Annotated in this window: 20 protein-coding genes; 15 read left to right on the top strand and 5 right to left on the bottom strand. The window is 71.9% G+C overall.

Annotation, left to right across the window (positions count from 1 at the left end; genetic code table 11):
- Positions 1-142 precede the first annotated feature (142 nt).
- Complete coding sequence (locus tag ASC60_RS12850) at positions 143-1,075, top strand: oxidoreductase (protein ID WP_055550203.1); 933 nt, start codon at positions 143-145, stop codon at positions 1,073-1,075.
- A gap of 1 nt (position 1,076) precedes the next feature.
- Here the strand turns inward: ASC60_RS12850 and ASC60_RS12845 are convergent, their stop codons facing one another.
- The 3 genes from ASC60_RS12845 to ASC60_RS12835 form a co-directional block, all read right to left on the bottom strand.
- Positions 1,077-1,493, bottom strand: a complete 417-nt coding sequence (locus ASC60_RS12845) for a hypothetical protein (RefSeq protein ID WP_055550201.1) — start codon at positions 1,491-1,493, stop codon at positions 1,077-1,079.
- Between the two features lie 68 nt (positions 1,494-1,561).
- The gene (locus tag ASC60_RS12840) at positions 1,562-1,723 is read right to left on the bottom strand and encodes a hypothetical protein (protein ID WP_159043244.1); all 162 of its coding nucleotides are present in this window, start codon (positions 1,721-1,723) and stop codon (positions 1,562-1,564) included.
- Between the two features lie 99 nt (positions 1,724-1,822).
- The gene (locus tag ASC60_RS12835; RefSeq protein WP_055550197.1) at positions 1,823-2,128 is read right to left on the bottom strand and encodes a hypothetical protein; all 306 of its coding nucleotides are present in this window, start codon (positions 2,126-2,128) and stop codon (positions 1,823-1,825) included.
- Positions 2,129-2,328: 200 nt separating this feature from the next.
- Here ASC60_RS12835 and ASC60_RS12830 point away from each other — a divergent pair, with 200 nt between their 5' ends.
- The 3 genes from ASC60_RS12830 (at position 2,329) to ASC60_RS12820 (ending at position 4,877) form a co-directional block, all read left to right on the top strand.
- Positions 2,329-3,075: a DUF6879 family protein gene (locus ASC60_RS12830; RefSeq protein ID WP_055551041.1), complete on the top strand. Its 747-nt coding sequence runs from the start codon at positions 2,329-2,331 to the stop codon at positions 3,073-3,075.
- A 21-nt stretch (positions 3,076-3,096) separates the two neighbouring features.
- Positions 3,097-3,945 carry a helix-turn-helix transcriptional regulator gene (locus ASC60_RS12825; protein WP_055550195.1) on the top strand — a complete coding sequence of 283 codons (849 nt, stop codon included), beginning with the start codon at positions 3,097-3,099 and terminating at the stop codon, positions 3,943-3,945.
- A 143-nt stretch (positions 3,946-4,088) separates the two neighbouring features.
- Positions 4,089-4,877, top strand: a complete 789-nt coding sequence (locus ASC60_RS12820) for a putative protein N(5)-glutamine methyltransferase (RefSeq protein ID WP_055550193.1) — start codon at positions 4,089-4,091, stop codon at positions 4,875-4,877.
- A 51-nt stretch (positions 4,878-4,928) separates the two neighbouring features.
- Here the strand turns inward: ASC60_RS12820 and ASC60_RS12815 are convergent, their stop codons facing one another.
- Positions 4,929-5,366 carry a MarR family winged helix-turn-helix transcriptional regulator gene (locus tag ASC60_RS12815; RefSeq protein WP_055550191.1) on the bottom strand — a complete coding sequence of 146 codons (438 nt, stop codon included), beginning with the start codon at positions 5,364-5,366 and terminating at the stop codon, positions 4,929-4,931.
- Positions 5,367-5,576: 210 nt separating this feature from the next.
- On the opposite strand from ASC60_RS12815, the gene ASC60_RS12810 reads away from it, so the two are divergent.
- The 10 genes from ASC60_RS12810 to ASC60_RS12765 all read left to right on the top strand — a co-directional run bounded on the left by ASC60_RS12810 (position 5,577) and on the right by ASC60_RS12765 (position 15,595).
- Positions 5,577-6,407 carry a CoA transferase subunit A gene (locus tag ASC60_RS12810; RefSeq protein WP_055550188.1) on the top strand — a complete coding sequence of 277 codons (831 nt, stop codon included), beginning with the start codon at positions 5,577-5,579 and terminating at the stop codon, positions 6,405-6,407.
- Positions 6,404-7,177 (top strand): CoA-transferase subunit beta, encoded by a 774-nt coding sequence (locus tag ASC60_RS12805; protein WP_055550186.1) that lies wholly within the window; start codon positions 6,404-6,406, stop codon positions 7,175-7,177. The genes ASC60_RS12810 and ASC60_RS12805 overlap by 4 nt, the downstream gene beginning before the upstream one ends.
- Positions 7,177-8,367 (top strand): thiolase family protein, encoded by a 1,191-nt coding sequence (locus ASC60_RS12800; RefSeq protein ID WP_055550184.1) that lies wholly within the window; start codon positions 7,177-7,179, stop codon positions 8,365-8,367. Before ASC60_RS12805 ends, ASC60_RS12800 begins: the two co-directional genes overlap by 1 nt.
- 14 nt (positions 8,368-8,381) lie before the next feature.
- A complete protein-coding gene (gene pcaH, locus ASC60_RS12795) occupies positions 8,382-9,149 on the top strand; it encodes a protocatechuate 3,4-dioxygenase subunit beta (protein WP_055550182.1) in 768 nt (255 codons plus the stop codon).
- Positions 9,149-9,730, top strand: coding sequence for a protocatechuate 3,4-dioxygenase subunit alpha (pcaG, locus tag ASC60_RS12790; protein ID WP_055550180.1), 582 nt, complete (start codon positions 9,149-9,151; stop codon positions 9,728-9,730). Before pcaH ends, pcaG begins: the two co-directional genes overlap by 1 nt.
- Complete coding sequence (gene pcaB / locus ASC60_RS12785; RefSeq protein WP_055550178.1) at positions 9,717-11,003, top strand: 3-carboxy-cis,cis-muconate cycloisomerase; 1,287 nt, start codon at positions 9,717-9,719, stop codon at positions 11,001-11,003. The genes pcaG and pcaB overlap by 14 nt, the downstream gene beginning before the upstream one ends.
- Before the next feature lie 264 nt (positions 11,004-11,267).
- Positions 11,268-12,464 carry a 4-carboxymuconolactone decarboxylase gene (gene pcaC, locus ASC60_RS12780; protein WP_055550176.1) on the top strand — a complete coding sequence of 399 codons (1,197 nt, stop codon included), beginning with the start codon at positions 11,268-11,270 and terminating at the stop codon, positions 12,462-12,464.
- A 91-nt stretch (positions 12,465-12,555) separates the two neighbouring features.
- Positions 12,556-13,821 carry an ABC transporter substrate-binding protein gene (locus ASC60_RS12775; protein ID WP_199830948.1) on the top strand — a complete coding sequence of 422 codons (1,266 nt, stop codon included), beginning with the start codon at positions 12,556-12,558 and terminating at the stop codon, positions 13,819-13,821.
- Entirely contained in the window at positions 13,821-14,723 is a 903-nt protein-coding gene (locus ASC60_RS12770) for a carbohydrate ABC transporter permease (protein WP_055550174.1), read from the top strand. Before ASC60_RS12775 ends, ASC60_RS12770 begins: the two co-directional genes overlap by 1 nt.
- Positions 14,723-15,595 (top strand): carbohydrate ABC transporter permease, encoded by an 873-nt coding sequence (locus ASC60_RS12765; RefSeq protein WP_055550172.1) that lies wholly within the window; start codon positions 14,723-14,725, stop codon positions 15,593-15,595. Before ASC60_RS12770 ends, ASC60_RS12765 begins: the two co-directional genes overlap by 1 nt.
- A gap of 2 nt (positions 15,596-15,597) precedes the next feature.
- On the opposite strand, the gene ASC60_RS12760 is transcribed toward ASC60_RS12765, so the two are convergent.
- A complete protein-coding gene (locus ASC60_RS12760; protein WP_055550170.1) occupies positions 15,598-16,284 on the bottom strand; it encodes a FadR/GntR family transcriptional regulator in 687 nt (228 codons plus the stop codon).
- A gap of 181 nt (positions 16,285-16,465) precedes the next feature.
- Here ASC60_RS12760 and ASC60_RS12755 point away from each other — a divergent pair, with 181 nt between their 5' ends.
- Positions 16,466-17,629 (top strand): aminotransferase class V-fold PLP-dependent enzyme, encoded by a 1,164-nt coding sequence (locus tag ASC60_RS12755; protein WP_234356922.1) that lies wholly within the window; start codon positions 16,466-16,468, stop codon positions 17,627-17,629.
- Positions 17,630-17,655: the final 26 nt, after the last annotated feature.

The following is a 17,655-nucleotide window of genomic DNA, read 5'->3' as shown; positions in this document are numbered from 1 at the left end:
GGCAGCGGGTCGCGGTGGATCCGGGAGTCCAGGAGGCGCCCCTCCTCCTCGCACCTTCACGGCCGCGCGCTTAGGCTGTCGCTCCGAGCGAGGGCTACCGGTGCGTAGCGCAGTGCCGCCTCAGACCGCGAAGGAGCGCGTGATGAAGGGCTGGACCGCGAGCGACATCCCCGACCAGACCGGCCGCACGGCCGTGGTGACCGGGGCCAACAGCGGCCTCGGTTACGTCACCGCCCGCGAGCTGGCGCGGCACGGCGCACACGTGGTGCTGGCGTGCCGGGACGCGGCGCGTGGCAAGGCGGCCGAGGAGCGGATCCGGGCCCAGGCACCCGGCGCGGCGGTGCGGGTCGCGCCGCTGGACCTGGCGGACCTGGCGTCCGTACGGGACTTCGCGGCCGGGTACGAGGGCGACCGGCTCGATCTGCTCATCAACAACGCGGGCGTGATGGCCCTCCCGTACCGCAGGACCGCCGATGGCTTCGAGACCCAGTTCGGCGTGAACCACCTCGGCCACTTCGCGCTCACCGGGCTGCTACTGCCCAGGCTGCTGGAGGCCGGACCAGGGGCACGCGTAGTGACCGTGTCCAGCTTCATGCACATGCTGGGCACGGTCGACCCGGGCGACCTCAACATGGAGCGCAAGTACCGGCGTTGGGTCGCCTACGCCCGCTCAAAGAGCGCCAACCTCCTCTTCACCCACGAGCTGGCCCACCGCCTGCGCGCGGCGGACGCCCACCTGGTGGCCGCCGCCGCGCACCCCGGCTACGCGTCGACCAACCTCCAGACCGCCGCCGCGAAGATGGAGGGCCGCCGGGCGACCGAGCGGTTCATGGAGATCGGCAACCGCTTCTTCGCAGGGACCCCTGAGCAGGGCGCACAGCCCACCCTGTACGCGGCCACCGGCCCCGACGTCCACCAGGACGACTTCTTCGGCCCCCCGCTCCAGGGCCTGCGCCCCGGCTCCCCCGTCCGCTCCGCCCGCGCCAGGTGGACGCTCAGCGACAAGGCGGCACGCGGCCTGTGGGCGGCGTCGGAACGGCTCACGGGCGTGCGGTACGACGCGCTCGGGGGCTGAGTCACCTTCTTCGCTGCGGGCAGCCGATCTCCGGGCGCAAGCGGTGGGGATCACAGGCGATCAGGCATACGGAGAGAAACCGCTGCCCGGTGAGGTACCACCCGCCCGCCACGTCCTCTCCCGCCGCGACGGCCTCGCCCGCGCCCCGGGCCCTCGCCCGCAGCCTATCGGGTGCGCGATCGTGCCCGGAGGCGAAGGAGTCGGCGTGTTCGCGAGCCCGGTCGCCGAACCAGTCTGCGGCCTGCTTGGGGTCGGTCCAGGTGCCCTGGACGAACGCCGACGGCTTGAGCAGCCAGTGGGCGAGTTCGAGGGGAACGACCCTGGACGATGTGAACTCCGGGTGGATGGGGCGTCTGGGGCCGTCCCTCAGGAGGTCGTGGCCCGAGCCGAGCCACACGTAACCGTGGTGGTGGTGCACTGTGCCGCCTTCGCTGACCACGGAGGACGGCCCCGGCGCCGGCCGGGACCACCCCCTGCCTACCGGGTTTACTGACGGCCGCAGCCGTCGCCGCCACCGCAACCGCCGCCCGCAGGGGGCGACGGCGCGTCGGTGTCGGGCATGGTGTCGCCGTCGTCCGGGTCCTGCCGTAAGACGGTCTTGTGTCCAGTCAGCCGCATCGGGATGATTCCGTCCTGTGCTGTCGGCACGGGGGCCTTCCTCGCGCCGTCGCGCATGCGCACCCGTTCCGGCCGGGCTCGACCTGCCAGGGCTCCGGTCCAGTCGGTACGGGGGTCTTACGAGGCCGCTCAGCTCGCGGCGGCGTTCTTCGTCTGCTCCTCCAGCGCGGCCCGCATCAGGACATCGGCGAGCCGGTTCGCGCTGTCCAGGGGGATGCGGCCGAGGGCCACCAACGGGTAGCCGGACACCGTGAGTTCGCCCCGCAGGGTCGGCCAGTACAACTCGCCGCCCTCGACGCCGTGCGGGATGTCCGGGGTGAAGCCGAGCCGCGCCAGTGCCTGGCGCAGCAATTCGGCCACGGCCTGGGCTTCGGCCCTGGGCCTGGCGTGGTCATCGGCTCCCACTGCCTCGATGTCCTGCTCGCGGATTCTCATCGGTCACCTCTCCCGCGTTTCTGCGTGAACGGGACATTAGGGAGAGGGGGCTGCGGGGTGCGAGGCGATGTTCTCGAATGTTCTCGACACCGAGCGGGATGTTCTCGATTGATCTCACACAGGGTCAGCGGATCACTACCGAGTGCGCCCACGGATGCGACATGCTCGGAGTGTCCAGATCAACAAGGAAGGACGTGATCATGGCGCGTCGACTGCGCTTCAACGGCACGGGTTCGGACATTGTGGGCTGCCCCGCCGTGCACGAGGACTTGGACAGCGGAGAGATCGTCATCCACGGAACACCGCTTACCGACCCCGAGGACGTTGCCCAGCTCCAACACCTGGGAGAGGGCGAGACGCCGATCGTGGTGCCACGCGAACTGCTGGTCGACTTCGGCCCCAAGGAGGTCACTCGCACGCCGCGCACTATCGACCTCGAGGAATTCGGCAAGCTCTTCGAGAACTTCGAGCACACCGCCTGGCGTCTGGAGACCCGACGCCGGTTCGCGAGTGATGAAGCGGCGCCCGGCTACCAGGCGTTCGTCGAGACGGGCGAGGCTCCGCTGGACCTCTACCATCCATTCTTCACCACGATCCGTGACCAAACGCAGCAGGGCAAGCGGGTCGAGCGAGTGCGCATCGTGGACGATCCGGCCACGATCGGTCAGCGCTATCTTCTCTACAGCGCCAAGCGGAACTGCGCCGTGGGAGAGGACATCCGCAACCTGTGGCGCACCGACGCCGACCGCCTGCGGCTGCCCGCCGAGGACTTCTGGGTCTTCGACTCCCGGCTGGTCGCTCTCCTCAACTTCGATGACGACGACAATCTGCTCAACGTCGAAGTGATCACCGAACCGGTGGCGGTCAACCGCTACCTCCAGGTACGTGACGCGGCATGGCACTACGCCGTCCGGTACGACACCTTCGCGGCGGGACTCCCTACGTAGATTGCACGTACCGTGTGACCGGTGAGCACTGACTTTCAGCAGGCACGAGTGGCCCTAGGAGCGCGGCTTCGGGAGCTGCGCGCGTCATGCCCTGGAGGTCGGCTCACCGGTACCCAACTCGCCGAGCGCCTGGGCTGGCCGCACTCCAAGATCTACAAGCTGGAGAACGGGCGCCAGACAGCGACAGCCGAGGACCTGCGCGCCTGGGCCACTGCAACCGACCAGCCGGAAGCCGCCGAGGAACTGCTCTCCCGGTTCAACGGACTGGAGTCCCACATCCGGTCGTGGCGCCGCCAACTGGCCGCCGGACACAAGCCCGTTCAGGACACCATCAACGCCGAGCATCAGCGCTCGACCACTCTGCGCGGCTGGCAAAACTGTGTCGTGGTGGGCATGCTCCAGACGCCCGACTACGCACGAGCCGTTTTCGCCCAGAACGCAGCCCTGCACAAGTCCCCATCAGACACTGAGGCCGCAGTCCGTGCCCGGGTGAAGCGCCAGGAAGGGCTGTACAACTCGCGCAAGCGGTACCACATCATCATGTGGGAAGGGGCGCTGCGTGCTCGCGTCTGCCCGCCGCCGGTGCTCGCCGCCCAGCTCGACCGGCTCATGAGCGTCATCGGCCTGGACACGGTCGAGCTGGGGATCGTCCCGTTCGCCGCGCCCTTGAAGATCCAACCAGCGAATGGCTTCTGGATCCACGACGAGCGGCTGGTGCTCGTCGAGGACTGGCACGCGGAACTCTGGATCAACGAAGCCGACAGCATCGCCCTCTACCTGCGCGCCTGGAACGCCCTCCGCGAATCCGCCGTCTTCGGCGCCGACGCCCACCGCCTGATCCACGAAGCCCGGAGGGCGCTGATCGGGTAATGTGGCGGTCACCCGTGCGCACCGAGGAGGTGAGACCCATCAACGCCAGTTCAGGCTGGGTGCTCTCACCTCAGGGCCGCGCATACGCGGGATAGCTGACCGTCGGGAGCGTCCTCAGGGATTCCGAAAGGCTTCCGGCTTCCATGTCAGCAGCACCTTCGCTCATCAGCTTTTCCACCGTCGTCACCAGGCTCCGCGCCGCCGGGTGCGTGTTCGCCGAGGACGAGGCGCGGCTGATCCTCAGCACCGCTCGTAGCGCCGCAGAGACGGACGCCATGGTGGACCGGCGCGCCGCCGGGCTTCCGCTGGAACACGTTCTGGGCTGGGCGGATTTCCGGGGGCTGCGGATATCCGTCGACGCCGGGGTGTTCGTGCCGCGCCGACGTACCGAGTTCCTGGTCGAGCGGGCGGCCGCGCTGGCGCGGGCCGGGGCGGTGGTGGTGGATCTGTGCTGCGGATCGGGCGCGTTGGGGGCCGCGCTGGTGGCGGAGCTGGGGGGCCGGGCCGAGTGGTACGCGGCCGATATCGACCCGGCCGCGGTGCGCTGCGCCCGCCGCAACGTGGAGCCCGCGGGCGGCAGGGTGTACGAGGGCGATCTGTACGAGCCGCTGCCCGCCGCGCTGCGCGGCCGGGTCGATGTGCTGCTGGCCAACGTGCCGTACGTCCCCACCGAGGAGGTCGGGCTGCTGCCACCGGAGGCGCGGATCCACGAGGCGCGGGTGGCACTGGACGGGGGTGCGGACGGGCTGGACGTGCTGCGCCGGGTGACCGCCGGGGCACCGGAGTGGCTGGCGCCGGGCGGCAGCCTGCTGTTCGAGACGAGCGAGCGGCAGGCGTCGCGCGCGCTCGGCATCGTCGCCGCTGACGGGCTGGTCCCGCGCGTGGCGGTGTGCGAGGAGCGGGAGGCGACGGTGGTGATCGGGACCCGCTGAGTCCGTCATCCCAGGCGCCGGGTCGGCACTGGCGGGACTTTGCGGACACGCCTACGACCGCAGTTCCTCCGCCGCGTCCGCCACCCGCCCGATCAGCCGGAGCAGCAGCTCCCGCTCGTCGTCGTCCAGCGGGGCCAGGAACACCCGGTTCATGCGCGCCGTCCGTGTCACCAGCTTCCGGTGCAGCCGCACGCCCTCGTCGGTCAGCTTGAGGACGTTGCGGCGCCCGTCGCGCGGGTCGCGGACCCGCTCCAGCAGCCCGCGGCGGCCGAGCCGGGCGACCACGTCGGCGATCGTGGAGCGGTCCAGATGGACGTGTTCGCTCAGGGTGCGCTGGTCGATGTCCGGCTTCTCGACCAGCGCGTTGAGCACCGCGAACTGCGGCGAGGTCGTCTCCTCGGAGACCATCGCGCCCCACAGCAGCGAATGCGCCTGCTGGAGGCGACGGGCCAGATGCCCGGGGTGAGTGTTGAGGTCGACCGCGCCCATGCCCTGACCTCCCCTGTTCGGAGCGTTTGGTTTGTACACTGAACGATTCTGCCCTGTGGAAGGACCAGTGTCGAGCGGCGAACATTCGCCCTAGACTCCCTTGACGAGCACATCCAGCGATGGGAGTGTTCGGAATCGGCAGGAAAATAGTCAGTACACTGAGCATTCCGAAAACGGCGTGCGAACGTGTGCGATCACCGCGGAGTGACGATGGCCGAGATTCGAAGCCTGCACGACGCCGTGGCGGGCCTCATCCACGACGGGGACACCGTCGCGATGGAGGGTTTCACCCACCTGATCCCGTACGCCGCCGCGCACGAGGTCATCCGCCAGGGCATCACCGACCTCACCCTCGTCCGTATGACCCCCGACGTCGTCTACGACCAGCTGATCGGCGCCGGACTCGTCCGCAAGCTGGTCTTCTCCTGGGGCGGCAACCCCGGCGTCGGCTCTCTGCACCGCTTCCGCGACGCCGTCGAAAACGGCTGGCCCCGGCCCCTGGAGCTGGACGAACACAGCCACGCGGGCATGGCCAACCGCTATGTGGCGGGCGCGTCCAAACTGCCGTTCGCCGTGCTGCGCGGCTACCGGGGCAGCGACATCCCGGCCCGCACGGACACCATCTCCACCATCACCTGCCCCTTCACCGGCGAGGAACTGGCCGCCGTCGCCGCACTCAACCCCGACGTCACCGTCATCCACGCCCAGCAGGCCGACCGCGCGGGCAACGTCCAGCTGTGGGGGCTGACCGGAGTGCAGAAGGAAGCCGCGCTCGCCGCCGGGCGAGTGCTGGTGACCGTCGAGGAGATCGTCGAGGAACTGCAGCCACGCCCCGGCGGGATCGTCCTGCCGACCTGGGTGATCGACGCGGTCTGCGTCGTCCCCGACGGCGCCCACCCCTCCTACGCCACCGGGTACTCGGTCCGCGACAACGCCTTCTACCAGGCATGGGACCCGATCGCCCGGGACCGCGAGACGTTCACCCGGTGGATCGAGGAGAACGTGCGTACCGGACTCGACGAAGAGGCGGCCATCCGATGACCGAAACCCCCGCCGGCTTCACCCGCGACGAGCTGATGGAGGTCAACGCCGCCCGCGCCCTCGCCGGAGCCAGGACCTGCTTCGTCGGCATCGGCCTGCCCAGCACCGCCGCCAACCTCGCCCGCGCCACCGTCAACCCCGGCCTGGTCCTCATCTACGAATCCGGCACCATCGGCTCCAAGCCGACCCGGCTCCCGCTGTCCATCGGCGACGGCGAACTCGCCGAGACCGCCGACTCCGTCGTCCCCGTGCCCGAGATGTTCAACTACTGGCTGCAAGGCGGCCGGATCGACGTCGGCTTCCTCGGCGCCGCCCAGGTCGACGCATACGCCAACATCAACACCACCGTCGTGGACCGCGGCCCGGACAAGCCCGAGGGCCGCCTGCCCGGCGCGGGCGGCGCCCCCGAGATCGCCTCCAACTGCGGCCGGGTGCTGATAGTGCTGCGCCACACCACCCGCAACTTCGTGCGGCAACTCGACTTCGTCACCACCATGGGCCACGGCAGCGGCCCCGGCGACCGCACCAAGCTCGGCATGCCCGGCGCGGGCCCCGTCGCCGTCATCACCGACCTCGGCATCCTGCGCCCCGACCCGGCCACCGCCGAACTGGTGCTCACCGAACTCCACCCGGGCGTCACCGTGGAGCAGGTGCGGGCCGCCACCGGCTGGGAACTGACGGTCGCCGAGACCGTGGGCACCACCGAGCCGCCGACCCCCGACGAACTGGCGGCGCTGCGCGCGCTCAAGGCCGCCGGGAAGGAAGCCTGATGAACGCCCTGCGTGACGTCTACATCGTCGACGCCGTCCGCACGCCGATCGGCCGTTACGGCGGCGCGCTCGCGGGCGTGCGCCCGGACGACCTCGCCGCCCACGTCGTCCGCGGCCTGGTCGCCCGTACGCCCGCGCTCGACCCGGCCCGTATCGATGACGTCTACTTCGGCAACGCCAACGGCGCGGGCGAGGAGAACCGCGACGTGGCCCGCATGGCCGTCCTGCTGGCCGGGCTCCCGGTCAGCGTGCCCGGCGCGACCGTCAACCGGCTGTGCGCCTCCGGTCTGGAGGCCGTGCTCCAGGCCGCCCGCGCCATCGCCACCGGCGACGCGCACATCGCACTCGCGGGCGGCGTGGAATCCATGTCGCGCGCCCCCTGGGTGCTGCAGAAACCGGAGCGCGCCTTCCCCGCCGGGCACCAGCAGATGTACTCCACCACCCTCGGCTGGCGCATGACCAACCCCGACATGCCGCCCGAGTGGACCGTCGCCCTCGGCGAGGGCGCCGAGCTGATCGCCGACAAGCACCGCATCACCCGCGAGGCGCAGGACGCCTTCGCGCTCGCCAGCCACGAGAAGGCGGCGCGGGCATGGAAGGACGGCGCGTACGAGGCCGAGGTGCTGCCGTACCCGGACACCGATCTGCTCCGCGACGAAACCATCCGCGACACGACGTCGATGGAGGCGCTGGCCAAGCTCAAGCCCGCCTTCCGCACGCCGGGCGGCACCGTCACCGCGGGCAACTCCTCCCCGCTCAACGACGGCGCCGCGGCCCTCCTCCTCGTCGACGACGAGGGCCTGAAGGCCACCGGACGCGAGCCCCTGGCCCGCATCGGCGCCTCCGCCGTCACCGGCATCGAACCGCAGTACTTCGGTCTCGGCCCCGTCGAGGCCGTACGCCGCGCGCTGGCCAAGGCGGGCCGTGGCTTCGACGGCCTGACCACCCTGGAGCTGAACGAGGCCTTCGCCGCCCAGGCGCTCGGCTGCCTCGCCGAATGGCCCGGCCTCGACCCCGCCATCGTCAACCCGCGCGGCGGCGCCATCGCCATCGGCCACCCCCTCGGCGCCTCCGGCGCCCGCCTCACCGGCGCCGTCGCCCACCAGCTCGCCGCGGTCGGCTCGGGCACGGGCGTGGCAACCCTGTGCATCGGCGTCGGGCAGGGCCTCGCCCTCGTCCTCGAAAGGTAAGGCGCACGCTCCCCATGACACTCACACAAGCCGACATCGACCGCGAACTCGCCGGCAGCCGCGCCGCGTACGACAAGGCGCGCGCCGACGGCGCCCCGGCCGCCGACCACCCCGCGCGCGACTTCGCGCCGTACCGCAGCAGCCTGCTGCGCCACCCCAAGCAGCCGCTGGTCGCGGTGCAGGGCGACCCCGAGACCGTCGAGCTGCACACGCCCGTCTTCGGCCACACCGACATCACCGACATCGACAACGACCTCACCATCCAGCACCAGGGCGAACCGCTCGGCGAGCGCATCACCGTCTCCGGGCGGCTGCTGGACAGCCACGGACGGCCGGTGCGCGGCCAGCTCATCGAGCTGTGGCAGGCCAACGCGGCCGGCCGCTACGCCCACCTCCGCGACCAGCACCCGGCGCCGCTGGACCCCCACTTCACCGGCGTCGGACGCACCTTGACCGGCGACGACGGCTCGTACCGCTTCACCACCATCAAGCCCGGCGCCTATCCATGGCGCAACCACGAGAACGCGTGGCGCCCCGCGCACCTCCACTTCTCCCTCTTCGGTACGGCGTTCACCCAGCGCCTCGTCACCCAGATGTACTTCCCTGGCGACCCGCTCTTCGCCTACGACCCGATCCTGCAGTCCGTCACGGACGAATCGGCGCGGCAGCGGCTGGTGGCCACCTACGACCACGGGCTGTCCCAGCCGGAGTGGTCGCTGGGCTACCGCTGGGACATCGTGCTGGACGGGCCGTCGGCCACCTGGATCGAGGAAGGCCGCTGATGACCCAGCTCTCCCCCACCCCCTCCCACACCGTCGGCCCCTTCTACGGCTATGCGCTCCCCTTCCCCGGCGGCGGCGACCTCGCCCCCGTGGGCCATCCCGGCACCATCACCGTGCACGGCCGGGTCCACGACGGGGCGGGCGCGCCCGTCCCGGACGCCCTGATCGAGCTGTGGCAGGCGGGCCCGGACGGCTCGCTGTCCGGCGCGCCCGGATCGATGCGCCGCGACCCGGTGACCGGCGGCTTCGCCGGGCGCAACGGTGTCGACTTCACCGGCTTCGGCCGCATAGCCACCGACGCCGACGGCCACTGGACGGCCCGTACGCTCCGCCCCGGCGCCCCCGCCCCGGCCCCCTACATCAGCGTGTGCGTCCACGCCCGCGGGCTGCTGCACCACCTCTACACCCGCCTGTACTTCCCCGAGGACGGCCAGGCCCACGCCTCCGACCCGCTCCTCGCCGCGCTGGATCCGGCGCACCGGGAGACCCTGGTGGCGACGGCTGAGCCGCAGCCGGGGACGTACCGCTTCGACATCCGCCTGCAGGGTGAGGGAGAGACGGTTTTCCTTGAGTTCAGGTGACGACGCGGGGCTGCTGGCCCCCGTACGGGCCGGATCCGCGGCCGAGGACGCCACCGGCGATACGGCGTTCCTCCAGGCCATGCTCGACGCCGAGGCCGCCCTCGCCCGGGCGCTGGCCCCGGCCGACGCGGCGGCCGCGGTGACGGGCGCGGCCCGCGCCGGGCTGTACGACGTGCACGACCTCGCCCGGCGGGCCCGCTCCGGCGGCAACCCCGTCATCCCGCTGGTCGCCGACCTCACCGCGGCGGTGGCCCGCGACGACGGCGACGCCGCGGCGTACGTCCACCGGGGCGCCACCAGCCAGGACATCCTGGACACCGCCACCATGCTGGTCGCCGCCCGCACCCTGCCGCTGATCACCGCCGACCTCGACCGTACGGCGGCGGAGCTGGCGCGGCTCGCCGCCGCCCACCGCGCCACCCCCATGCCGGGCCGCACCCTCACCCAGCACGCCGTCCCCACCACCTTCGGCCTCAAGGCGGCGGGCTGGCGTGCCGTGGTCCTCGACGCCCGCGCCCGGCTCGCGGGGCTGCGCCCGGTGGCCCAACTGGGCGGCGCGGCGGGCACGTTGGCCGCCTTCGACGACGGCATCCCGCTGCTGGCCCGCTTCGCGGCGGAGACCGGGCTCGCCGAACCCGACCTGCCGTGGCACACCCTGCGCACGCCCATCGCCGACCTGGCGTCCGCGCTGGCTTTCACCACTGGCGCGCTGGGCAAGATGGCGGCCGATGTGCTGGTGTTGTCCCGTACGGAGATCGGTGAGGTGGCGGAGGGCACGGGCGGCGGCTCGTCCGCGATGCCGCACAAATCCAACCCCGTGCGCGCCACCCTCATCGCCTCCGCCGCCCGCCAGGCCCCCGGGCTCGCCGCCACCCTGCTCGGCTCCCTCGCCGCCGAGGACGAACGCCCCGGCGGGGCGTGGCACGCGGAGTGGCAGCCGCTGCGGGACCTGCTGCGGCTCGCGGGCGGCGCCGCCGGGGACGCCGCGGAACTCGCTTCCGGCCTGCGGGTCTTCCCCGAGCGCATGGCCGCGAACCTGTCGCTGACGGACGGGCTGATCGTCAGCGAACGCCTCATCGCCGCGCTTGCCCCGGCGCTGGGCCGGGCGGGGGCGAAGCGGATGCTGACGGAAGCGGCGCGGGATGACAGGCCGCTGTCCGAGGCCCTGTCGGACGTGCTCCCGCCGGACCGCCTCCGCGAGCTGCTGGACCCCACCACCTACACAGGCGCAGCCCCAGCCCTGGTGGAGCGCGCCCTGGACCGCGATGCCTAACGCCTCCGGCGGCTGTCCCCCACCCCGCCCCTTCCCGAACCGGGGGCGTCGCCCCCGGACCCCGGGGCATCGCTGCCGGGCGCGGGCCGGTGGGCTGGGTCGTGCCCACCCGTTCCGCCCTGCGGAACGATGGCCCACAACCCAGCCTCTCCGGCGTTTGAGGAGCGGGGCCCGGGGCGGAGCCCGGTTTCGGGGAGGGGCGGGCCAGGGGACAGACACCCGCCGCAACCACCCACGCACCCGCACCCCCGAAAGAGCCACCCCGTGACCCACACACCCCAGGAACTCCACGCCACACTCGACGGCCCCGCCACCGCCCCGCCCCTCATCCTCGGCCCCTCCATCGGCACGTCCCTCGCCGTCTGGGAGCCCCAACTCCCCGCCCTCGCCCGCGCCCACCGCACCCTGCGCTGGGACCTGCCGGGCCACGGCGGGTCTCCGGCCGGGCTCCTCCCTGGCGACGGCAGCGCGAAAATCGCCGACCTCGCCGCGCTCGTGCTGCGCGGCGCCGACGCGCACGGCTGGGACCGCTTCGGCTACGCGGGCATCTCGATCGGCGGCGCCGTCGGGCTGCACCTCGCCGCGCACCACCCCGACCGCATCGCGTCCCTCGCCGTCGTGTGCTCCTCGGCGCACTTCGCCGAACCCGCCGTCTGGCGGGAGCGGGCGAAGCTCGTACGGGAGCAGGGGACGGAGGCGATGGTGGCGAGCCGGCCGGGGCTCTGGTTCTCGCAAGCGTTCGCCGACACCCCCCGCGGCCGCGCGCTGCTGCGGGACCTGCGCGACACCGACCGCGCGGGGTACGCCGCGTGCTGCGACGCGCTCGCCGACTACGACGTACGCGACGTATTGCCGTCCATCACCGCCCACACCCTGGTCGTGGCGGGCCGCGACGACCCGGCCACCCCTCCCCCGCACGCGCGGGAGATCGCGGACCGGGTGCGGGGCGCGAGCCTGGTGGAGGTCGCCCACGCGGCCCACCTGGCAGGCGTGGAGTGCCCGGAGGCAGTGACCTCCGCGCTGGTCACCCACTTCGCGCACACGACCACCACCGAAGCGGCCACGGACGACGCCTCCCGGCACGCCGCCGGAATGGCCGTCCGCCGCGCCGTCCTCGGCGACGCGCACGTGGACCGCGCGGTGGCCCGTACGACCCCGTTCACCGCCCGCTTCCAGGACTTCATCACCCGCTACGCGTGGGGCGAGATCTGGACCGGGGACGGTCTGGACCGGCGGATGCGCAGCGCCATCACCCTCACCGCGCTCATCGCGCACGGCCATGACACCGAGCTGGCCATGCACGTCCGGTCCGCGCTCACCAACGGCCTCACCCGCGACGAGATCGGCGAGGTGCTGCTGCAGAGCGCGATCTACTGCGGTGTCCCGGCGGCCAACTCAGCCTTCGCCACCGCCCAACGGGTGTTCGACCAGATCGACCAGGAGAGCGGCAGCGGCAGTTGATATACGGCCGCAACCCATCTGTCGCAATTCCGCCCCATCGTTGATCGTTGTCCCTACGGCGAGACGGAGACGAGGCATCGAGGGGGCGGACATGTCCATCAGCCGTAGGAGACTGCTCGGCACCGGCGGCGGGCTCGTCCTGGCCGGGGCGACAGGCGCGGGGTGCGGGTCCAACACCGGGCGCGACGGGGACGGCAAAGGCGGCAAGCCGGTCCTGTCGCAGTGGTACCACCAGTACGGCGAACCGGGCACCGAGCAGGCGGTGAAGCGGTACGCGGACGACTTCGACGACGCACGGGTCGAGGTGCAGTGGCGGCCGGGCAACTACGACCAGCAGACGGCCGCCGCGCTGCTCACGGACTCCGGCCCGGACGTCTTCGAGGTCAACGGCCCGACGCTGGACCAGATCCAGGGCGGCCAGGTGGTCGATCTGACGGACCTCCTCAAGGAGGCGAAGGACGACATCAACCCGGCCGTGCTCGCCACGAAGACATACGACGGCAAGATCTGGGCCATCCCACAGGTCATGGACACGCAACTGCTCTACTACCGCACGAGCATGCTGAAGGACGCCGGGGTCGCCCCGCCCCGGACCCTGGACGAGCTGGTCGACGCGGCGAGGAAGCTGACGACCGGACACGTCAAGGGGCTGTTCCTGGGCAACGACGGCGGCCCGGGCGTCCTCGGCGGCACCCCGCTGAACGCCGCCGGTCTGGAGCTGATCACCGAGGACGGGAAGGTCGGCTTCGACGACCCGGCCGCCGCCCGCGCGCTCGGCAAGCTGCGCCGGCTGTACGCGGAGAAGTCACTGCTGCTGGGGGCTCCGTCGGACTGGTCGGATCCGGCCGCGTTCACGCAGGGGCTGACGGCCATGCAGTGGTCGGGACTGTGGGCGCTGCCGCAGGTGAAGAAGGCACTGGGGGACGACTTCGGGGTGCTGCCGTTCCCCAGGGAGGGCGCGCACGGGAAGCCCGCGGTGCCGGTGGGCGCGTACGGGGCGGCGGTGAGCGCGCGCAGCAGGCACAAGCGGCTGGCGAAGGCTTATGTGAAGTGGCTGTGGGTGGAGAAGACGGTGTATCAGGAGGACTTCGCGCTCACCTACGGCTTCCACATCCCGGCCCGGATGTCGCTCGCGCAGAAGGCCGCCAAGCTGCGCCAGGGCGCGGCGGGCGAGGCGGTGCGGTTCGCCACCGAGCACGGCCACGCCGAGCCGCTGCTGTGGACCCCGGCCAGCAAGGTCGCGTACCAGGACGCGCTGAGCCGCGTCATCAAGGGCGGCGCGAACCCGGAGAGCGAACTACGGTCGGTGGTCCGCAAGACGGCCGCTGAGCTGCGCCGCGTACAGAAGAAGAGCTGATGCGGGGCCGTCGGAACCGCACGCTCTGGTTCTGGGTGTTCGTCGGCCCGTTCGTCCTCGGTCTGACGCTCTTCACGTACGTCCCCCTCGTCTGGAGCGCCTACCTCAGCTTCTTCGACGCGCACAACACGGTCTCGCCGACCCGCTTCGTCGGGCTGGACAACTACACGGCGATGCTGCGCGACGACGCGTTCACCGGCAGCCTGGTGACGTTCCTGGTCTTCACGGCCTTCATCGTCCCGGCGACGTACGTGCTCTCGCTCTCCCTCGCGCTGATGGTGAACCGGCTGCCCCGGGCGCAGGCGTTCTTCCGGTCGGTGTTCTTCCTGCCGGTGGCGTGCAGCTATGTGGTGGCGGCGCTGATCTGGAAGATGTCGCTCTTCAACGGGGTGCGGTTCGGGCTGGCCAACACGGTGCTCGGCTGGTTCGGCGCCGACCAGATCGCCTGGCTGTCGACCACCGATCCGCCCTGGTACTGGCTGGTGATCGTCACCGTGCGGCTGTGGCTCCAGGCGGGCTTCTACATGGTGCTGTTCCTGGCCGGGCTGCAGCGCGTCTCGCCGCGGCTGTACGAGGCGGCCGCCGTGGACGGGGCCCGCCCGGGGTGGCAGGTGTTCCGGCACATCACCTTTCCGCAGCTGCGGGCGACATCGGTCGCGGTGGTGCTGCTGCTGGTGATCAACGCGTTCCAGGCGTTCGACGAGTTCTACAACCTGCTGGCCGACTCGCGCGGCTATCCGCCGTACGCCCGCCCGCCGCTGGTCTACCTCTACTACACGGCCCTCGGGCAGGGGCAGAACCTGGGCCTGGGCAGCGCGGGCGCGGTGATCCTGGCGCTGATCATCGCGGTGGTGACGGTGATCCAGGCGCGCTGGTTCGGCCTCGGCCGGAAGGAGGACTGATGCGCCGCCAACACACCCGCCACGACGCGCGTGACGTACGGGACGCCTTGGTCGGCGTGGGGCGCGCGGTCCGGCTGGTGCTGCTGATCGCCCTCGCGCTGCTGTTCCTGATCCCGTTCTATCTCCTCGTCCGCAACGGCCTGTCCGGCGAGGCGGACATCACCGCGCCCGGGTGGACGTTCTTCCCCCGCGAACTGCGCTGGTCGAACGTCACCGAGCTGTTCGACGACCCCAATGTGCCGATGGCGCGCGCGCTGCTCAACTCCTCCCTGATCGCCGTCCTCACCACCCTGGGCACCGTGCTGCTCGCCTCGCTGGCCGGGTACGGGCTGGCCCGCATCCCGTACCGCCACGCCGACGCCGTCTTCTACTGGATCCTGGGCACCCTCATGGTCCCGGCCGCGGTCACCTTCGTCCCGAGCTTCGTGCTCGTCAGCTCGCTCGGCTGGATCTCCACGCTGCGCGGTCTGGTGGTGCCGACGCTGTTCAGCGCGGTCGCGGCGTTCATCTTCCGCCAGTACTTCCTGGGCTTCCCGAGGGAGCTGGAGGACGCGGCGCGGGTGGACGGGCTCGGCTACTGGCGCACGTACTGGCAGGTCGTGGTGCCGAACGCGCGGCCGGTCTTCGCGGCGGTCGGCACGATCGTCTTCATCGGCGCCTGGAACGCCTTCCTGTGGCCGCTGGTCATCGGCCAGGACCGGGAGGCGTGGACGGTCCAGGTCGCGCTGTCGACGTTCACCACGGCGCAGAGCGTCAATCTGCACGAGCTGTTCGTGGCGGCCGCGGTGTCGATCGTGCCGCTGCTGGTCGTCTTCCTCCTCCTCCAGCGTTACATCGTCGCGGGCGTCGAGCGCACCGGCATCGACGACTGAGGTCAGCCGCACGGCTGAGGCCCGTAGCGCCGCAGCCAGACCTCGGTCTGGGACAGATGGGCGGTCGCGGCCGCGGCGGCGGCCGCCGGGTCCCGCGCGGCAACGGCGTTGATCAGCGCCTCGTGCCCGAGGTCACTGGCCAGCCGGATGGTGTCGGCCTCGGCGGCGCCGTAGATGCTGTAGTGGCTACCGCGTGCGCGCAGGACATCGATGAGCGCGGCCAGCGCCTCGTTGCCGCCCGCCGCGCACAGCGTCGCGTGGAACTCGCGGTCCAGGGCGTGCCGTTCGTCCTCGGTGTCGGACTCCGCCAGCCGCTTCTGCAGCTCGCGCAGGCGGGCCACGACCTGCTCGTCGGCGCGGGCCGCGGCGAGCGCGGCGGCCTGCGCCTCCAGGGGACGGCGTACGTCGAACAGCTCCAGCAGCCCGTCCAGGGGGAGGACGTCGACGGTCGCGGCGAACCCGGCCAGCATCTGCCCGGGGCGCAGCGCCGAGACGAAGGTGCCCGCGCCATGGCGGGACTCCAGCATCCCGAGGGCCGCGAGGGCGCGCACGGCCTCGCGGAGCGAGCCGCGTGAGACGCCGAGCCGGGCGCACAGCTCGGGCTCGGCGGGGAGCTGCGCGCCGGGGGCCAGCTCCCCGCGGGCGATCATGCCGCGCAGTCCGTCGGCCGCCGCGTTGGTCGCCGCCATCGGTCTCACCCTTCCGCAAAGTCATCTGATGACTTGATGTCATCCCGCGATGCCGTTACCGCCATTTTACGCAGGGGGCCTGTTCATGGCTGGCTTCCGCCTCTACGGTTCCCCACAGCGCAATCAAAGTCATCGGACAAGTCATCGGATAACTATGCCGAGGGCCTGCCGGAAGGAGCTTATGTCTCGTATGACCGGGCTGTCGCACTGGGCCCTGGACCCCTCGGTCCGCCATCTCAACCACGGCTCGTTCGGTGCCGTCCCCCGCGTCGCCCTCACCCGGCAGCGGACGCTGCGCGAGGAGATGGAGACCAACCCGGACGCGTGGTTCCGGACGCTGCCGGAGCGGGTGGGCGAGGCGCGGGCCACCCTGGCGCGCCGGCTGCGGGTTCCGGCGGAGGCCACCGCGCTGGTGCCGAACGCGAGCGCCGGGGTGAGCACCGTACTGAACAGTCTCGCCCTGCCCCGCGACAGCGAGGTGCTGGTCACCGATCACGCGTACGGCGCCGTCGCGATGGGCGTGGCCCGGGCCGCCGACCGGGCCGGGGCCCGGACCCGTACGCTCCACATCCCGCTCACCGCGACCGCCGACGAGATCGCGGCCGTCTTCGCCGCCGCGCTCACCCCCGCCACCTCGCTGGTCGTGGTGGACCAGATCACCTCGGCCACCGCCCGGCTCTTCCCCGTCGCCGAGATCACCCGGCTCGCCCACGCCGCCGGGGCGAAGGTCCTGGTGGACGGCGCGCACGCGCCCGGAATGCTGGCCGATCCGGTCGGCGCGTCGGGGGACGCCGACTTCTGGGTGGGCAATCTGCACAAGTGGTGCTGTGCCCCGCGCGGTACGGCGGCGCTGGTCGCGCGCGGTGCGGACGCCCAGGACCTGTGGCCGCTCACCGACTCGTGGGGCGCGCCGCATCCGTTCCCGCGCCGCTTCGACGAGCAGGGCACCGTGGACCTCACCGCGTGGCTCGCGGCGCCGCGCGCGCTGGAGTTCATCGAGGAGACGTACGGCTGGGACACGGCCCGGGCCGGGATGGCGAAGCTCGCCGAGGTGGCGCAGGGAATCCTCGCGGACGCCCTGGGCGCGGACCCGGCCGAGGTCGCGGGCGCCCCGGCGCCCGCGATGCGGCTGGTCCCGCTGCCCGCCGGAGTGGCCACCGACCACGAGGCGTCCCATGCCGTCCAGCGCCACATCGCGGCCGTGACCGGCTGCGAAACCGCCATCACCTCGTGGGGCGGCCGCGGCTTCCTGCGGCTGTCCGCCCACGTCTACAACACCGTCGCCGACTACGAGTACCTGGCCGAACGCCTCCCGGAGTGTCTCCCGGGATGTCCCCCGGCTTGAGGGACGGGCAGAAAGCGAGCACCACC

The sequence above is a fragment of the Streptomyces sp. NBRC 110028 genome (genome assembly GCF_001417735.1).
Lineage (GTDB): Bacteria > Actinomycetota > Actinomycetes > Streptomycetales > Streptomycetaceae > Streptomyces.
The sequence above is the reverse complement of the archived record's forward strand: the minus strand, read 5'-3'. Positions and strand labels throughout refer to the sequence as shown.

Bases quoted from the DNA above. Each gene is read 5' to 3' on its own strand.
- ASC60_RS12850 (WP_055550203.1), top strand. From the start codon at position 143: ATGAAGGGCTGGACCGCGAGCGACATCCCCGACCAGACCGGCCGCACG.
- ASC60_RS12765 (WP_055550172.1), top strand. From the start codon at position 14,723: ATGCGCCGCCAACACACCCGCCACGACGCGCGTGACGTACGGGACGCC.
- ASC60_RS12775 (WP_199830948.1), top strand. From the start codon at position 12,556: ATGTCCATCAGCCGTAGGAGACTGCTCGGCACCGGCGGCGGGCTCGTC.
- ASC60_RS12760 (WP_055550170.1), bottom strand. From the start codon at position 16,284: ATGGCGGCGACCAACGCGGCGGCCGACGGACTGCGCGGCATGATCGCC.
- ASC60_RS12815 (WP_055550191.1), bottom strand. From the start codon at position 5,366: ATGGGCGCGGTCGACCTCAACACTCACCCCGGGCATCTGGCCCGTCGC.
- pcaG (WP_055550180.1), top strand. From the start codon at position 9,149: ATGACCCAGCTCTCCCCCACCCCCTCCCACACCGTCGGCCCCTTCTAC.
- ASC60_RS12810 (WP_055550188.1), top strand. From the start codon at position 5,577: ATGGCCGAGATTCGAAGCCTGCACGACGCCGTGGCGGGCCTCATCCAC.
- ASC60_RS12800 (WP_055550184.1), top strand. From the start codon at position 7,177: ATGAACGCCCTGCGTGACGTCTACATCGTCGACGCCGTCCGCACGCCG.
- pcaH (WP_055550182.1), top strand. From the start codon at position 8,382: ATGACACTCACACAAGCCGACATCGACCGCGAACTCGCCGGCAGCCGC.
- ASC60_RS12820 (WP_055550193.1), top strand. From the start codon at position 4,089: ATGTCAGCAGCACCTTCGCTCATCAGCTTTTCCACCGTCGTCACCAGG.
- ASC60_RS12805 (WP_055550186.1), top strand. From the start codon at position 6,404: ATGACCGAAACCCCCGCCGGCTTCACCCGCGACGAGCTGATGGAGGTC.
- ASC60_RS12755 (WP_234356922.1), top strand. From the start codon at position 16,466: ATGTCTCGTATGACCGGGCTGTCGCACTGGGCCCTGGACCCCTCGGTC.
- ASC60_RS12770 (WP_055550174.1), top strand. From the start codon at position 13,821: ATGCGGGGCCGTCGGAACCGCACGCTCTGGTTCTGGGTGTTCGTCGGC.
- ASC60_RS12835 (WP_055550197.1), bottom strand. From the start codon at position 2,128: ATGAGAATCCGCGAGCAGGACATCGAGGCAGTGGGAGCCGATGACCAC.
- ASC60_RS12830 (WP_055551041.1), top strand. From the start codon at position 2,329: ATGGCGCGTCGACTGCGCTTCAACGGCACGGGTTCGGACATTGTGGGC.